Consider the following 16,545-nt stretch of genomic DNA (forward strand, 5'->3'; position numbering starts at 1 on the left):
CACGTCCCGTCTCCGCTTTTCCCGGCTACCGGAGCGGCAGGAATACGTCGGTGACCGCTTCGCTCTCCGCGACGTCCGGAAAGAATTCGATCCGCTGCATGTCAAGTCCCGCCTGTTTATAAACCTTTTTACGAAAGAGATGGGGATGGGATGTATGCCAGTTTTTGAGTGCTTGAACGGGAGTGATATGACCCAAGGCCCGCTGGGGGATATGCTGATTGTAGAGAGCGACGTAGCGGTGCAAAGTGGTCTCCAGATCGGCCGTGGAGTCGAAGCGATGGGTTTGCAGGACCGCCTCGATGCGGCCGTTGAAACGCTCGACCATGCCGTGGGTTTGGGGCCTTCGGGGCGGAATCAGGCGGTGTTCGATGGCCTGTTCGGCGCAGAGGCGGTCGAAGTCATGCGTGCCCGAAGACTGCCGGGTTCATAGGTCTTGAAAGGTTTAACCGGGGCCTTCTCCGCCGGCGGGAGCAGGGCCTCGAGGAACGCCACCCCGTGGCGGCGCAGGCAGCGGTCCAGCCCGGAGCGGGACACCGCGGGATTGAGAAACTCCCGCGTCACCGCCAGGAGATCATCCAAAGGCGGGCGCAGGGACTTCCGCAAATAGACCACGATGGCTTCCTGGGCCGGCGTCAGCGTGGTGTGCAGGGTATGGGGTCGGTGCGAGGCATCTTCGACCGAATCGCGGCGTTTCCATTTACGGGCGGTCGTACGGCTGATGCCATGCTTTTGGGCCAAGGCGCGCTCGCTCAGGTCGGAGGCTCGAATCGCTTGCCTTACGGCGGGCGTGGTGCGGGCGTTCTTATGAAGGCGAATCTGCATGGTGACGAACCTGACCGGGTTGACCCAAAACCTCCCGGAGAAGACTCCGGGCCTCGAAAAGAGGATAACTCCTCCTCGGCAAATAATCACACGGGACCTGACACATACCGAGCAGGCCCATGTGGACTGGGTTTGTCGCTACATTTTCCTTTATTCGTTACAAGACTTGGCTCTGGCTCACCACTCGCGATTGATACGCTTCGTGCCTCAACGCATCCTCTGGCCCTATCGACATGTAAAACCGCCAACCAGATCAGGAGTGCACTTCATCGGAGAGTTATAGAGCGGTGACTGAGGTCGATTCATGATCTGCTGAGCGCCACGCTGCAATGCTTGCCACATATTTTTGTATGCTTCAATGTCCTGCTGAGCATTTCTTAAATTGTTCTGATGATTCAGCACTTCAACATCAAACTGCATTCGCATCTGGGTAAGAAGGCAATTCGCAAATGCATCGGTCTCTGGTTTAAATCCAAGTTTTGCACATATAGCTCTAGACAGCTCCATATTTTCGGCAGCCCTTTCTTGCTGCATCTTTTGAAACTCAGGATCCTTTGATTGAAGCGCCTCGGCTTCCTGTGGAGAATCAGCGCAATACTTCTCGTCTTTATCCGCACAGAAGTAAGTACATCTTCCATCCCCTGTAAAGTAACCAGAGCTCCACTGTCCACCTTTGGTGCAATGCCAGTCAAACAACTGACACCCAGAAAGCAATAAAATAGCTCCTATTACCGAAATCTTCCCCATCACAAAATTCCGCCATGCGCCATAATTAAAAACAACGACATTGAAATCATATAATCATCCGCCATGAGGTACAATGGTACAATTGCACATTGTGAAAAACGATTGTTTAGATTTATGAAATTTCCAATCCCGCCTGAATCGTATCTGCAGAAAAGTCCGCTCCGCAGTCCCACTCAATAAAATACTTGCCGTTGTGAATTCGTTCGAACTCAGCCCTGTCCTTCAGCGGAGTGAAAGCTTCCGACTCGGGATATGGCTTGACATCGAATAAACCAGCCTTGCCGTCTTCGCTCTTGATATACAGCACGTAATTGTCTCTCTGAATTATTCCAACAATATTCATTGATCAAGCCCTCGAACATGTTATCTGACTTTTTGACGCTCACTGAAAATCCCTGGACTTTACCACCAACCCGCCCAGCCATTTTCCGATATCTTCCAGCCTCCCGGCGACGAGGTGCAATACACCCTCTTCCTGCTGCACGGTGCCGGATACCGCGAGGAGATGGGCGCGCAGCAGCGCACGGCGTTGGGCCTGGGCGGTGGCGGGCCAGACGATGAGGTTGATCTGGCCGGTTTCGTCTTCGATCGTGACGAAGGTGGTGCCGTTGGCGGTCATGGGGCTCTGGCGGCAAACCACGAGACCGGCGACGCGGGCGATGGAGCCGTTCCTCACCTGCCACAAGGCTTCGGCGGTGCGGAAGCCGCGGCGGTCCAGCCGCTCCCGCAGTAGGCTCAAGGGATGGCGGCGCAGGCTGGCGCCGGCGGCGGCGTAGTCGGCGATGACGTCCTCGGCTTCGCCCGGTTTCCTCAGCAAAGGCTCGGCTTCGGCGAATTGCGGTTCGGCATAGAGCGGGGTCGGTGCTTCCACGCCGGCGGCTTCCCAGAAGGCGCGATGGCGGTGGCCGCCGAGTCCGTGCAGGGCGTCGGCGGCGGCCAGGGCTTCCAGTTCGCGGCGGTCGAGCCGGACGCGGGTGGCTAAATCCTGGACACTTTGGAACGGTCCCTGCCGGCGGGCGTCGCTCAGGCGTTGCGCCGCAGCGGACGAGAATCCGTTGACCAGGCGCAGGCCGAGGCGGAGGGCGGGATTGCTACCTGTTTGAAGGGCCCTCACCCCAACCCTCTCCCAGAGGGAGAGGGGGTTAGGAATCTCAGTCGGCTCCAGCGTGCAGTCCCAGCCGCTGTGGTTGACGTCGATCGGCCGCACTTCGACGCCGTGGCGGCGGGCGTCCTGGATGAGCTGGGAGGGGCCGTAGAAGCCCATCGGCTGGCTGTTGAGGAGGGCGCAGGCGAAGGCGGCGGGATGGTGGCATTTGAGCCAGGCGGAGACGTAGGCCAGGAGGGCGAAGCTGGCGGAATGCGACTCGGGGAAGCCGTATTCGCCGAAACCCCGGATCTGGCGGTAGATCTGGCGGGCGAAGCGCTCTTCGTAGCCGCGTTCGCGCATCCCGTCCATCAGCTTCTTTTCGAACGGCTCCAGCCCGCCCTTGCGGTGCCATGCGGCCATGGCGCGGCGCAACCGGTCGGCCTCGCCCGGCGTGAATCCGGCGGCGACCATGGCCAGTTGCATCACCTGCTCCTGGAAGATCGGCACGCCCAGCGTCCGCTTCAGCACCTTCTCCACAGCGGGGCTGGGGTAGGACACCGGCTCCAGCCCGGCCCGCCGGGTCAGATAGGGATGCACCATGTCGCCCTGGATCGGTCCGGGCCGGACGATGGCGATCTGGATCACCAGGTCGTAGTAGCTCTGGGGACGGAGCCTCGGCAGCATGCTCATCTGCGCCCGCGATTCCACCTGGAACACGCCGATGCTGTCGGCCCGCTGCAGCATCTCATACACCGCCGGGTCTTCCGGGGGAACGTCGGCCAGCGTGAACGGCCGGCCCCGCCCTTCGCCGACATAGGCCAGCGCCTTGCGGATCGCGGTCAGCATGCCCAAGGAGAGGACGTCGACCTTGAGAAGACCCAGGGATTCCAGGTCGTCCTTGTCCCACTGGATCACGGTGCGCTCGGGCATGGCGGCGTTCTCCACCGGCACCCAGTGCGACAGGTCCTCGGCAGCGATGACGAAGCCGCCCACGTGCTGGGACAGGTGGCGGGGAAACCCCACCAGCATCTGCACCAGGGCCAGCAGATGCCGCACCGCCGGGTTTTCGGACGCGAGGCCGGCTTCGGCCAGGCGCTCCGGCAAGGTCTCCGCGACGCCGTGGCGGTCGAGCACCCGCGCCAGGGTGTCGATCCGCGACGGGGAGAAGCCCAGGGCGCGGGCGACGTCGCGCACCGCGCTCCTCACGCGGAAGGTGATGAGGCTGGCCGCCAGCGCCGCCCGGTGGCGGCCGTACTTGCGGTAGATGTACTGGATGACCTCCTCGCGCCGCTCATGCTCGAAATCCACGTCGATGTCGGGCGGCTCGTTGCGCTCCCGTGAGATGAAACGCTCGAACAGCAGATCGAGCCGGGCCGGGTCGACCTCGGTGATGCCGAGGCAATAGCACACGGCCGAATTCGCCGCCGATCCCCTGCCCTGGCACAGGATGCCGCGGCTGCGGGCGAACCGGACCACGTCGTGCACGGTCAGGAAGAACGGCTCGTAGGCCATGGCGCCGATCAGTTCCAGTTCGTGCTCGACCTGCCGCCGCACCTTGTCCGGCGCGCCCTCCGGCCAGCGTTCGGCCATGCCTTGCCGGGTCAGCTCGCGCAGCCAGGCAATGGCCGTGTAGCCGTCCGGCACCAGCTCGGCCGGGTATTCGTAGCGCAGTTCGTCCAGCGAAAACCGGCAGCGTTCGGCGATGCGCAGCGATTCTTCGAGCAGCGCCCGTGGATAGATCCGCGCCAGGAATTCGATGGGACGCAGATGGCGTTCCCCGTTCGGAAACAGCGCGTAGCCGAGTTCCGCCAGCGGCCGGCCGAGGCGGATGGCGGTCAGGGTGTCCTGCAGCGGCTGGCGCTCGCGGGCATGCATGTGGACGTCGTTGCAGGCGACCAGGGGCAGCCCCAGCCGTTCGCCCAGCGCCTGCAGGACGGAAAGGCGGAGGCCGTCTCCGCCGCTCAGGAACAGCTCGACGCCGATCCAGCAGCGGGCCGGAAACAACCGCGCCAGCCAGGCGCCGGTTTCGTCATCGGGCGCGTCTTCCGGCAGCCAGATCGCAATACAATGGTCGAGCGGATGGGTTTCGAGCTGGCCGCGGAGCAGCCGGTATTCCCCTTTCTCCGCCGCCCGCCGCCCCAGGGTGATGAAGGCCGCGAGCTGGCCGTAGCCGCGGCGGTCCATCGCCAGCAGCACCAGCTTGGGACCGTCCTCCAGCCGGAATTCGCTGCCGATGATGAGCTTGAAGCCGAGCGTCTTGGCCTCGGCATGGGCGCGTACCACGCCGGCCAGCGAGCATTCATCGGTGAGCGCCAGCGCCGCATAGCCCAGACGGGCCGCTTCGGCGACCAGCTCCTTGGGATGCGAGGCGCCGCGCAGGAAGCTGAAATTGCTCAAGGCATGCAGTTCAGCGAACACCGCCTCAGCCGAACAGGCCATGCAGGTGCCAGGGACCCGCCGTGCCGGCGTCGCGGTAGACCCACAGCCGCGCCCCGACACCGTCGACCGCCAGGTGATAATCGCGCCGCACCGGTCCGCCGTCCCACCAGCCGGTTTCGATCCGCTCGCACTCGGGCAGGATGCGGATGTCCCGGTCCCTCAGACGCCGGGGCCGGGACAGCAGCCACAGCGGCCGGGGCGACCGCGCCGTCTCGCCGCTTCGGGGAGCGTTGCCGAACTCCGCACGCTCCGGCCGGTGATCGGCGCGAAGCATGGGCCGACGCAAAGCCTGCGGTCCCAGCCGGGCCTGGAGGCGGTCGAGCAGTTCGTCCCAGGACTCCCCGCCAGCCGCCCCGGGCGTGAACAGATCCGCCGTCGGCAGCGTGAAGGGCTGGATGTCGACGCTTTGCAGCAGTACCCCCCGGACGGGGCCGGGCAGCGCTGCCCGATCCAGCCGCTCGCGCAGCAGGGCTGCGAAGTGCCGGGCCTCCCGGCCCGCCCGGCGTGGCCTCAAGCAAACCCGCGTCGGCGCTGCGCGGGCATGCCGCAGTTCGAGCTCCAGCCCGGCGGCGACGGCATCGCAGCTCCGCAGGAAACCCTCGAATTCCGCCAGCAAAGCCTCGACCAGCGGGAAGACCCGGCTCAGGTCTTCGGTTTCCATCGCCAGTTCCCGCCCGGCACGGAACCGCGGCGGGGCATGGAACCGACCCAGCGGCTGGGGCCGGCTGCCCACGACCTCGTCCAGCCGCCGCAGCAGATCGCTGCCGTAGCGGCGCGCCAAGCCGTCCCGCGGCATGCGCCAGAGATCGCGCAGCACCCGCAGACCGGCACGGGCCAGACGGCCGCTGAGCTTATCGTCGATGCCCAGCGCGGCGATGGAGAGGTCGCCCAGCACGGAACGCAGCGCCTCGGTCTCGAGCACCGGCGCGGGGAATCCCGCCCGCGCCAGCAGCCAGGCCGCCATGGGCGTCGGTGCCAGACCGCATTGCACCGCGTGGCCGTCCGCCGCGCAAACCTGCCGCGCTGCTCCGGCCAGCCGCGCCGGTCCGCCGAACAGCCGCAGGCTGCCGCGCACCTCCAGTTGCAGGGTGGCCGGGAAGTCCAGGCTGATCCAGGGAGTGAATCGCAGGCAGCGTTCCGCCAGATGTGAAAGGACGCGCTGCTCGGCCTCCGGATCACGGCTCACCGCCGTCAGCCCGGGACAGAGCGCCTGGGCTTCGGACAAGGCCATGCCGGCGGCGACGCCCTGCGCGGCGGCTGCCGCCGAAGCACTGTGCACCCGGAGCCGGCCATCACCGGCTTCGGTGATGGCGACCGGCTCCGGCCCCGTGATCCCCAAAGCCTCCAGCGCAAGCGCGGGAAAACGCAGCGCCAGCCAGAGCGGCGCGGCTTCGGCCGCGGAAGCCGTACAGGGCGGTTCCGCCGGAAGAGAGGGAAAAGGGTGGGCGCGGGCCAGTGCCATGGCACCCTCAAAGCATCAACGGGACGCGTGCCCCGCAGAATCCGCCGCGGGCTTTCAGTATCCGCAGTTCCAGTCCGCCCTCACAGACTCCGAGGCTCAGGCGCAATGCCGCCGTCGTGCCGCCGGCGGCGCCGTCGGTGAACAGCATACCGAGCGCACCGCTTTCCGCCGCCGCCAATTGCAGGCGGCGCCAGACGGAGGGCGGCAGCGTCCGGGGCCAGGCCAGCACCAGCCCGGTCTCGGGATGACGCAACAAAAGCTCCAGCGTCCAGCCCAAATCCCGCTGCCGATCCGCGACCGCCACCACCAGCATCCGGCCGATCTCGACCCCGGCCTGGACCAGCGCCGGCGCGTAGGGCTCGAACGGCGGCGCGACCCACACCAAGCGGCGGCCGTCCCCGGCGATGCGCCGCATCAGCGGCAGCAGCAGCCGCAGTTCGCCGATACCCTGGGCCGGTGTGATGATCTCGGTCAGCGCACCCGCCGGCCAGCCGCTACCCGGCAGCACCGCGTCCAGCGCCGCATGGCCGGTGGGGATGACCGGCGCCCGCCAGGATCCCGGCCGGCGCCCGCGCCAGATCCGGGGGTCGCGGTCCAGCAGCCCGGTCAGCGTCTCCGTCTTCCCGGCCATCAGCCCACCCGGGTACGGATCACGCCGACCACGATGCCTTCGATGCAAAGCGGCTGGCGTTCCGGATCGACGGCGATGACGGAAAACTCGGGATTGGCGGGCTCCAGATAGGCCACGGCGCCTTCCAGCCGCAGACGCTTCACGGTCACCTCGTCATGGAGACGCACCACTACGATCTGGCCGGAGCGGGCTTCCTGCGCCTGCTGCACCACCAGCAGATCGCCGTCGATGATGCCGGCGTCGCGCATGCTCATGCCCTGGACCCGCAACAGATAATCGCCCTTGTGCTCGAACAGCTCCGGCCCCAGCTGGCAGTAGCGCTCGACCTGTGCCTCGGTCAACAGCGGCCGTCCCGCCGCGACCTTGCCGATCAAGGGCAGGCCGGGCTCCTCGGCCCTGGCGAGCAGACGGATGCCGCGCGATGCGGAGGGGATGAGCTCGATCACCCCCTTGCGCTCGAGCGCGCGCAACTGCTCCCGCACCCCATGGGGCGAGCTGACGCCGATGGCGCGGGCGATCTCGGCGATTGTGGGAGGGAAGCCTTCGTTTTCCACGCTGCGGCGGATGCAATCCAGAATCTCACGCTGGCGGACGGTCAGTGGCTTCATGCTGGACATACGATCACTGTTTTTATGAACAGTAATCGATCGGCATCAGTCCCGTCAACCGACCGACGCCCCTACTGCTTGAGACTATTGCCCCGCCCCGCTGCGGCATACGCCACAACCGAAGGAAAAAACTCATGCTGCCATCGCGTTGATTCAGCGTTTACTCTCTGCATGCGCCGAGGCTTTCATACCGCGGCAACGATGTTGGCATAATGTTTTCATGCTCCCAGGAGCATTTTTCCCTTATCAACCCCACAAAACAGGAGGTATTCATCATGCTCGTAGGTGCTCTCGCTGCATTCACGCTCGTCGCTCTCATGGGTCTTGCCATGATCGGCGACGTCTGGGCAGGCCGCGCCGTGGGGCCCGCCTATCCCATGCTGCACGGCGCAGCCTCGCTGGTCGGCTCCGCCCTCGTCATCGTGGCCGCCCTGGAAGGCGACACCCGCGTCTATCTCAACATCGGCATGGCCGTCGTGATCATCGCTCTGGGACTCCTGATGGGGCTGACCGCCAAGAAAGGCAAGAGGGTGCCGCGCGCCATCCTGGTGGTCCACGCCGGACTGGCCGTCATCTGCTATCTGGCTCTGGGTTTCTTTGCGTTCAATCCGAGCGCGACCCTGATCTGACCCAAATTCTTTCGCAGAACGCATTTTCCGCGTTCCGCGACGACCTCAAATCTCCCTCAGCGACGCTCGGCAACCGGTCGCCACCGGCACCGGTTGCCTTCTCTTTCCGCTCCCTTCGCGTTCCTGCCAGCACGGCATTTACCTCAGCCGCTTGGTGATTTCACTTACCGCCGTCGCCGTCACGGCGCCTCAACGTCTTGTTAATAAAAACAAAAAGCGTTGGCATGCGGGATGCTTTGGATGTCAACGACCATAGCGGCGTCCTCTTTCCCGCAGACGCGAAGAGCGTCGGGCAGTCGGGGGCACCGGTTCGAAAACACCGAAGACTGGCAAGTTTCATCTTCAAATTCCGATATGCGCACGTCCTCTCTGAATGCCCGGCTACTCACCGCCCTCGTGGCGGCGTGGGCCGGGTTTCTTTTTGAGCCCGCATCTCTGGCGCAACAACCGTACGCCGTGACCTACCCCGACATCGCCGGACTGACCGAGATCCAAGGACTGGATGTCGCGGTCGACGGCCGGTCCATCCATGCCCTGCTGGTCGGAAAACCGGCGGATGGCGGCCGCTCCCGCGTCGTCCACGTGCATTCGGAGGACGGCGGACGGACCTGGACGCCACCGAATTTCCTGGACCACCCGGACGATCCGCCGGTCATCGCCCGGCCCGGCAACGACGCGCGCATCGCCGTCAAAGGAAAAGACTTGGTGGCCGCCTGGCAGATCCAAGGGGAACTGCCAGGCACCGGGCCGATGCACATCGTGGGCTCGCGCGACGGCGGCAAGACCTGGACGCCCGGCGGCAATCCCGCGACCGGCGATGCCCTGAAAAACCAGGCCTACCTCTCCCTGGCAGCCGACCCGCAAGGGGCATTCCATCTGGCCTGGCTGGACGACCGCGAGGAAACCGGAGACACCCAGGGACTGCGCTATGCCAGTTCGAAAGACGGCGGATTGCACTGGAGCCCCGAAACCACCCTGGACCCGGCGGTCTGCACCTGCTGCTGGAGCCGGCTCGCGGTCCTGCCGGACGGCGCGCTGTCCGTTCTGTACCGCGACGCCGAGCCGCGTGACATGAAGCTTTTCCTGCGCCGCGATCCAGCCCAAGGCTGGCTGTCCGCAGGGCCGGTCGGCGCCTTCGGCTGGCATTTCCCCGGCTGTCCGCATTGCGGCGGCGGGCTGACCGGCAGCCAGGCCGGGAACGGCCGGGTGACGCTGCATAGCGTGGTCTGGACGGGCAAGGAGGATTCGGCGGGCCTGTTTTATCTGAAATCGGCGGATGCCGGCAGGAGCTGGTCCCCGCCGCGGAAAGTCGGCGACAGTCAAAGCCGCGATGGCGACATCGCCACGCTCGGCCAAGGGATGCTGGCGATCGCTTTCACCCGCAATACGGCGGCGGGCGCCGCTGTCCAGCTCATACAGTCCGGCGACGACGGCGCCCGCTGGACGGAACCCGCCGCCCTCAGTGCCGAAACCGCCAAGGCCCGGCACCCGAGAGTCCTGGCCACACCCTTCGGATTCCGGGTCTTCTGGACCGAAACCCGCGCCGATGGGCAGAAAACCTGGGCCATCGCGGCCCCGAAAACCGAAACCCAAGCACGACGAGATTCATGAGCCCCCTCATTCCATCCCTGACCCTGGTCCTCGCCGGTCTGACCGGCACTGCGGAAGCCGCGGACGACGGCATGCTGACCGCCCCCGATCCTTTCCTTGCCCGGAAGGTGGACATGCCTGTCCATCTGGCCCACGCCATCCTGGTCAAGGCGATACCGGACCGGGACGCCACGATCACCGACGCCCCCGAGGAGATCCTCCTGACGTTCAACGAAGGCGTGGGCAACGACTTCCTGGCTCTGGCCGTGGTCGATGGCGAAGGCAAGCGTGTCGACAACCACGACGCCAGACTTGATTTCACCGACCGCTCCAAACTGCGGACCTCGGTTTCCAGGCTCACCCCCGGCCGCTACATGGTTCGCTACCGGGTGCTCTCCGCCGACGGCCATGTGGTCAGTGGCAAATATTTCTTTCAAGTCCAGAATCCCTGAAGGAGGATATCTCTCATGACGCATCGTTCCGCATTCTTCTGCCGCACCGTTCCAGTCTTGATCGGCCTGGCCCTGACCGCCGGTACGGCCTTCGGCGCCGGCGCCCCCCGCGACCCCGGCAATGGCCGGCAGATGTATCAGGGCGCATCGATGAGCTGCCTGGTGGCCAACGACTTCTACGCAGTGCATTTCACTGCCATGCAGGAAGGACGCTACGAGAACGAAAGGCATGAATTCACGAAATACTGCCAGGAGATTCCGGGCACCGGTAAGACCTATCTGAGCATCGACCTGCTGGACCGCGACGTGCGCAACATCCCGGTCGCCCTGCGGGTGATCGAAGAAGACCTGGGCGAAGGCGGCCAACTGCCCAAGGAGAAAAGAACACTGGCGGAAGTGCCGGCCAAAATCTACAAGAGCGGCACGGTCGAAACCTACACCAACATCACCGAACCCGGCCACTACGCGCTGATCGCCGTCTTTGGAGACGAGGCCGTGACCGAGGACGACCGGCTGCGGATTCCGTTCAGCGTCGGCGTTCCCTCCCCCGTTCAGCCCAACCGCTGGCCCGGCGCGCTGGCGGCGCTGATCGGCGGCCTGGTGCTCGCCACGCTCTGCTACGTCGCTTACCGCAATCTCGGCCTGCGGCGCGCCGCCTCTGCCGTCGGCGACGGCGCCGAAAAAGCACCGCGCCGCTTCCCAGTCTGAGACCGGTCCTCGATGAGGGATCATCGCCACACCCGTCACCACGTCGCCCTGTGCCTGCTGCTCACCCTGGCAGGCGGGCGGAGCACGTTCGCGGATTGGGCCGGCTTCGCCCAATACGACGCGGTGGCGGAAATCTCGATTGAGCCGGGCGCAGTCGACATGGACCTCCGCCTCAGGGAGGACCCGTTCCCGAAGGCCGGAGCCGCTGACGGTTCTGCCGTTCCTGATCTGTTGCAGCTACGGGACGGAAACGGGCACATCTTCGCAGGCAGGATGGAATCCCTTGCCAAAGCCAGCCCGGTCCAGGGCTCGATGGATGTCCCCTTTTACGGAGCCAAGATACATTTCCCCGTTCGCGGGAACCCCGACACCCTGACCCTGGTCCCGACGCTGGCGCCCGGTCAGAAGCTCGGCATCGTGGTCAGCCATCGCGGCGTGCCACTGGCTGACCTCGGCGAGCTCGAAGCGCCCGTCCGGCTGAGGCTGGACTGGAACGACCCTTGGCGCTCGCGCTTCGACGATCCCGGCCGCCTCAGGCGCCACAGCGCCCCCCGATCCTTCCTTTATGTCGAACCCTATGAAGTCCGACACGAGGTGTTGCTGCGGCTCGAAGACCTGGCACCGTATCTGCGTTTCAAACCCGGGGATCCGCAAAATCTCAGCACGAGCGAACGCGAATCCTTGAAACGGGCGGCCGGCGATTTCCTGCGGGCGCACAACCCCCTCCGGATCAACGGCGCCGCCGTGGAAGCCCAGCTCGACCGGGTGGAATTCCTGCGCTTCGGCCGCCAGGGCATGCAGAATGCCAACGACGCTGAAACTCTTCATCCGGCCTCGGCGCTGGTCGGAACGATCCTGGTCTATCTCACCGAAGCACCCACCGAAACGGTGGAACTGCAATGGGAGCTGTTCGGTCCCGACCTGGAACGACGGCCCGTGACGCTGTATTTCGGTCGAGAGTCCTTCGAGTTCGAGGCCACTCCGCGCGATCCGGTATTCCGCTGGTCATCGGAAGAGGCCTTGGGGCTCGCGCCCGAGATCGAACGGCCGGCTTCGGCCGCCGAGGACGGGCGCGGAGTGCCGGTCATCGGCTTACGGACCGCGGCCGCGGCCGTGGCTCTCCTGACCGCGGCATGGTTCGCCCGGCGCAGGCATCCCGTCCTGGCCTGCACCGGTCTGGCCGCGGCTGGCGCCGCAATGCTGTTTCCACAGCTCCTCGACCCTGTCGGGCAGCCGGAAGCCCGCACCGTGGCCTTTCCTCCTCCGCAAGTCCGGACCCGCCTGGAAGCCCTGCTGCACAACGTCTACCGCGCCTATGCCCTGCGCGGGGAAGAAGCGAGCTACGACCGTCTGGCGATGAGCCTGGACGGCCCACTGCTGGAACAAGTCTATCTCCGCCAGCGGAAGGCGGTCCTGGCCCGCAATCAGGGGCTGGGTGGCGAAGGGCGGGTCAGCCGTGTCGAAATGCTGGACGATGGCCTCGTCATCCGGAAACTCGGGGCTTCGAGCTTCGAAGTCACGGGCCGGTGGATCGCCCACGGCGCGGTCTCCCACTGGGGCCATTCCCATGAACGCCACACGCTGTATGCCGCCCGCATGGTGCTGAGCATCGCCGGAGACGGCACCTGGAAAATCACTGCGATGGATCTTCTTGAGGGCCAGCCCTCGCCCTCCGCCCGTTCATGATTGAAATCGAACGCCTGAGCTTCCGCTATCCCGGCGCCGGCACGGGCGTCGCCTTGCCCGCCCTGCGCATCGAGCGCGGCGCCCGGGTCGCCATCATCGGGCCCAGCGGGGCGGGGAAAACCACCCTCCTGAAACTGATCGCCGGCATTCTGACCCCCGGGACGGGCACCGTCCGCGTCGACGGAATCACCGTCAGCGCGCTGGATGACGACGCGCGTCGGAACTTCAGGATTTCCCGCATCGGCTTCGTGTTTCAGGAGCTCGAGCTGCTGGACTACCTCAGCGTGTATGACAACATCGTGCATCCCTACCGGATCAACCGGGTGCTGAAACTGGACCGGCAGGTACGGGACAGAGCCCGGGCGCTGGCGGAACACACCGGTCTGGGGGACAAACTCGCCGCACTGCCGCGGGAACTGTCCCAGGGCGAACGGCAAAGAGCCGCGGTCTGCCGCGCGCTGCTGACCGAGCCGGACCTGCTGCTGGCCGACGAGGCGACCGGCAATCTCGATCCGGCCAACAAGCTCAGGATCATCGAACTGCTGACACGGGCCGCCGAGCGCAACCGGGCCACCCTGCTGGCCGTCACCCACGACCACGAACTGCTGCCACTGTTCGACCGCGTCATCGACATCCGCCAGCCCGGGAGCCCACGCGCAGAATGAGGCACGATTTCTACCTGGCCTGGCGCCATCTGCGCCACCACCGGACCCGGACGCTCATCCTGGTGCTGTGCCTGGGCCTGATCGCGGCGCTTCCGTTAGGTCTGCACCAGGTGCTCGAGGCGGGCGAATACTGGATGACCCGCAGAGCCGAAGCCACACCGCTCCTGGTCGGCGCCCGCGGCAGTTCGGTGGATCTCACGCTCGGCGCCCTGTATTTCAGCGAAACCGGCGTGCCGACCATCCGCATGCAGGAGGCCGACCGCATCACCGCCACCGGCTGGGCCGACGCTCTGCCCGTCTACGCCCGCCACCGAGTCCAGGACCAGCCGCTGATCGGCGTCACTCTGGACTACTTCGACTTCCGGGGACTTGCGCCAGCCCAGGGTGAACTGCCCGCGATTCTGGGCGATTGTGTACTCGGCGCCGATGCCGCCGACCGCCTCGGACTCGGGCCGGGCGGCACCCTGGCATCTTCTTCGGAAAACGCCTTCGATCTCGCCGGCAGCTACCCGCTGAAACTCCATGTCACCGGCGTGCTGGCCAAGGCGCATTCGCCGGACGACCATGCCGTCTTCGTCGATATCCAGACCGCCTGGGTCATCGAAGGTCTGGGCCACGGCCACGGGGAAACCCAGGCCGCCCCCACCCGGCCCGATTCGCCCTTCGGCTCCCCGGCCGTCCGCCGTGCCGATGCGGGACTCCTCACCTACACCGAGATCACTCCGGAGAACCTGGAGTTCTTTCATTTCCACGGCGATCCGGCCACCTACCCCATCAGCGCCGTGATCGCCCTGCCCCACGATACCCGCGCGGCTACCCTGCTACAGGGACGCTATCTGGACGACCATTCGGAAACCGAGATCGTCCGCCCGCTGGACGTGACCCGCGGCCTGCTGCAGAACATCTTCCGGGTCGGCGCACTGTTCGATGGCATCCTGCTGCTGGTCGGCACCATCGCCTTGCTCCTCGTCGCCCTGGTGTTCTCGCTGTCGCTGCGCCTGCGGCAGCGGGAAATCGAGACGATCTATCTGCTCGGCTGCGCGCGGCTCACGGTGCTGCGCCTGCTGTTCGCGGAGATTCTGCTCATTGCGCTGTTCGCGGCCGCGGTCTGCGCCGCGGTGCTGGCGACCGCTGCCCCCTATGCTTCCGATCTTGCACGTCATTTCATCCTGAGCTGAAAACCGCCATGCCGACCTTCCGCATTCTTTCCTTCGTCATCGCCCTGCTCGCCGCTGCCTCCGCCTGGGGTGCCGGCGCCGTCAGCGAGCACCCGCTCAAAATCGTGGCATCGAACTATCCTCTGGCCTACTTCGCCGAACGGCTGGCAGGCTCCTGGGCCACGGTCACCTTGCCGGCGCCGGCGGATGCCGATCCAGCCTACTGGCGGCCGGACGTCAAAGCGGTCGGCGCCATGCAGAAGGCCGACCTGATTCTGCTCAACGGTGCGGACTATGAAAAATGGCTGGCGCACGTCGCCCTCCCCCGCCTGAAGCGGGTGGACACCTCGGCCGGCTTCCGCGACCGCTTCATCCGCATCGAGAACGCGGTGGTGCACAGCCACGGCCCGGCCGGCCAGCATTCCCACGAAGGCACCGCCTACACCACCTGGCTGGATTTCGACCAGGCGGCGCAACAGGCCGAAGCGGTCGCCAAGGCGCTGATCGCCAGACGCCCCGAACTCGAGACGGCCGTCCTCGACGCGTTGAAAGCACTGCAAACGGACCTGGCCGGGCTGGACGGCGAGCTCAAACGGATCGCCACCGCCAAACCGGGCGTACCCCTGATGGCATCGCATCCGGTTTACCAGTACCTCGCCCGCCGCTACGGACTGAATCTGAAAAGCGTCCACTGGGAACCGGGCGAAATGCCGCCGGAAAAGGAATGGACCGAGTTGGGGAAAACCCTGACCGTCCACCCCGCCAAGACCATGTTGTGGGAGGCCCGTCCTTCCCCCGCCATCGCGGACAAACTGAGCGCCAAGGGTGTCACCAGCGTGGTTTTCGACCCCTGCGCCAACCGGCCGGAATCCGGAGATTTTCTTGCCGTCATGAAACGGAACATCGAGAATCTGAAGATGGCCCTCCAGCGCTGATGAGTGTCCCATGCTGTATTACGCGGTCAAGCTGGCGGTATCGCTGCTGGCCCTGGTGGCGATCACCGAAATCGCAAAACGCAGCACCGTTTTCGCGGCACTGGTCGCATCGCTCCCCCTCACTTCACTGCTCGCCTTCGTCTGGCTGTACTATGACGGCGCGCCTGCGGGCCAGATCGCGGAACTTTCCTCCCGCATTTTCTGGCTGGTGCTGCCTTCCCTGCTGCTGTTCCTCCTTCTGCCCCTGCTGTTGAAACACGGCCTGGGCTTCTGGACTAGCCTGACCCTCTCCTCGGCGATAACGGCGCTGGCCTATCTCGGCCTGATGATGCTGTTACGTTTTTCCGGCATCCGGCTCTAAACGTTGCCGTTTTCCGGAAAAAGCTCGCTCCTGCGAAACACCTGGCCATGACATTCGTACCCCTTTGTCTAGGCTGACCGATGTCCAGGACAATATCGGGTCAGGCTGGAACGACTACGTGATTTGATATATCCATCGTGGGATTTAACGCAGTTAACGATGAACGACGGACAAGCAGCGGCACGGATTCGCTGCAGATACTCGCCGACTGACTCCCTTGGGTTTTCCAGCACCCGATCGACACAGTCCCAGCAAAACCCAGCGCCGATACCATAACATATTGATATCAATGCTTGTTTCACTTATGAAACGTCCCACACCGAATCCATGTTGCGACCGCAAACTCGATCCCTGGATATTCCAACCCGTGCTCACACAATCAGGCACATGTCTTGCAAATGATATTTGTGCTGAATCTCCTAGGGCGCCCAGTTCGGGATTTGACGCACAGCCGCCAGTCGACGTTTTTCGACGCGTACCGGGCGGAAGACTGCTGCCGAAAGCTCCTGAAAACATGGACGCATTCCGATACCCGCCGCTCGCGGCGGGGTTTTTTGCGCACCCTC

15 protein-coding genes and 1 pseudogene are annotated in these 16,545 nt (G+C 65.0%); 9 read left to right on the plus strand and 7 right to left on the minus strand.

Annotation, left to right across the window (positions count from 1 at the left end; all coding sequences use genetic code 11):
* Positions 1-25: 25 nt before the first annotated feature.
* From ACSHWJ_RS05495 to lexA, 7 genes and pseudogenes are all read right to left on the minus strand, one after another.
* A pseudogene (locus ACSHWJ_RS05495) lies at positions 26-822 on the minus strand (integrase core domain-containing protein).
* 225 nt (positions 823-1,047) lie between these two features.
* On the minus strand, positions 1,048-1,569 hold the full coding sequence (locus ACSHWJ_RS05500) for a hypothetical protein (RefSeq protein WP_218800392.1): 522 nt from the start codon (positions 1,567-1,569) through the stop codon (positions 1,048-1,050).
* Between the two features lie 112 nt (positions 1,570-1,681).
* On the minus strand, positions 1,682-1,876 hold the full coding sequence (locus ACSHWJ_RS05505) for a DUF2442 domain-containing protein (protein ID WP_218800393.1): 195 nt from the start codon (positions 1,874-1,876) through the stop codon (positions 1,682-1,684).
* Positions 1,877-1,951: 75 nt separating this feature from the next.
* Complete coding sequence (locus ACSHWJ_RS05510; RefSeq protein WP_218800394.1) at positions 1,952-5,095, minus strand: error-prone DNA polymerase; 3,144 nt, start codon at positions 5,093-5,095, stop codon at positions 1,952-1,954.
* The gene (locus tag ACSHWJ_RS05515; protein WP_218800395.1) at positions 5,079-6,557 is read right to left on the minus strand and encodes a Y-family DNA polymerase; all 1,479 of its coding nucleotides are present in this window, start codon (positions 6,555-6,557) and stop codon (positions 5,079-5,081) included. Before ACSHWJ_RS05515 ends, ACSHWJ_RS05510 begins: the two co-directional genes overlap by 17 nt.
* A gap of 7 nt (positions 6,558-6,564) precedes the next feature.
* Positions 6,565-7,188, minus strand: coding sequence for a translesion DNA synthesis-associated protein ImuA (imuA, locus tag ACSHWJ_RS05520; RefSeq protein ID WP_218800396.1), 624 nt, complete (start codon positions 7,186-7,188; stop codon positions 6,565-6,567).
* A complete protein-coding gene (lexA, locus tag ACSHWJ_RS05525) occupies positions 7,188-7,796 on the minus strand; it encodes a transcriptional repressor LexA (RefSeq protein WP_026045790.1) in 609 nt (202 codons plus the stop codon). The genes imuA and lexA overlap by 1 nt, the downstream gene beginning before the upstream one ends.
* Positions 7,797-8,071: 275 nt before the next feature.
* Here lexA and ACSHWJ_RS05530 point away from each other — a divergent pair, with 275 nt between their 5' ends.
* From ACSHWJ_RS05530 to ACSHWJ_RS05570, 9 genes are all read left to right on the plus strand, one after another.
* The gene (locus tag ACSHWJ_RS05530) at positions 8,072-8,425 is read left to right on the plus strand and encodes a hypothetical protein (RefSeq protein WP_143708529.1); all 354 of its coding nucleotides are present in this window, start codon (positions 8,072-8,074) and stop codon (positions 8,423-8,425) included.
* Between the two features lie 456 nt (positions 8,426-8,881).
* Entirely contained in the window at positions 8,882-10,036 is a 1,155-nt protein-coding gene (locus ACSHWJ_RS05535) for a sialidase family protein (protein ID WP_282213282.1), read from the plus strand.
* Positions 10,033-10,467, plus strand: a complete 435-nt coding sequence (locus ACSHWJ_RS05540; protein WP_218798064.1) for a copper resistance CopC family protein — start codon at positions 10,033-10,035, stop codon at positions 10,465-10,467. The genes ACSHWJ_RS05535 and ACSHWJ_RS05540 overlap by 4 nt, the downstream gene beginning before the upstream one ends.
* Before the next feature lie 15 nt (positions 10,468-10,482).
* Complete coding sequence (locus tag ACSHWJ_RS05545) at positions 10,483-11,175, plus strand: hypothetical protein (protein WP_333689167.1); 693 nt, start codon at positions 10,483-10,485, stop codon at positions 11,173-11,175.
* 12 nt (positions 11,176-11,187) lie between these two features.
* Entirely contained in the window at positions 11,188-12,861 is a 1,674-nt protein-coding gene (locus ACSHWJ_RS05550) for a hypothetical protein (RefSeq protein WP_432539382.1), read from the plus strand.
* Positions 12,858-13,526 carry an ABC transporter ATP-binding protein gene (locus tag ACSHWJ_RS05555; RefSeq protein ID WP_017364212.1) on the plus strand — a complete coding sequence of 223 codons (669 nt, stop codon included), beginning with the start codon at positions 12,858-12,860 and terminating at the stop codon, positions 13,524-13,526. The genes ACSHWJ_RS05550 and ACSHWJ_RS05555 overlap by 4 nt, the downstream gene beginning before the upstream one ends.
* Positions 13,523-14,704, plus strand: coding sequence for a hypothetical protein (locus ACSHWJ_RS05560; RefSeq protein WP_218798065.1), 1,182 nt, complete (start codon positions 13,523-13,525; stop codon positions 14,702-14,704). Before ACSHWJ_RS05555 ends, ACSHWJ_RS05560 begins: the two co-directional genes overlap by 4 nt.
* Positions 14,705-14,712: 8 nt before the next feature.
* On the plus strand, positions 14,713-15,618 hold the full coding sequence (locus tag ACSHWJ_RS05565; RefSeq protein ID WP_282213280.1) for a metal ABC transporter substrate-binding protein: 906 nt from the start codon (positions 14,713-14,715) through the stop codon (positions 15,616-15,618).
* Positions 15,619-15,628: 10 nt separating this feature from the next.
* Positions 15,629-15,979 carry a DUF3147 family protein gene (locus tag ACSHWJ_RS05570; protein WP_282213279.1) on the plus strand — a complete coding sequence of 117 codons (351 nt, stop codon included), beginning with the start codon at positions 15,629-15,631 and terminating at the stop codon, positions 15,977-15,979.
* Positions 15,980-16,545: the final 566 nt, after the last annotated feature.

The sequence above is a fragment of the Methylococcus sp. S1M genome (genome assembly GCF_051295855.1).
In the GTDB taxonomy this organism is placed as follows: domain Bacteria; phylum Pseudomonadota; class Gammaproteobacteria; order Methylococcales; family Methylococcaceae; genus Methylococcus; species Methylococcus capsulatus.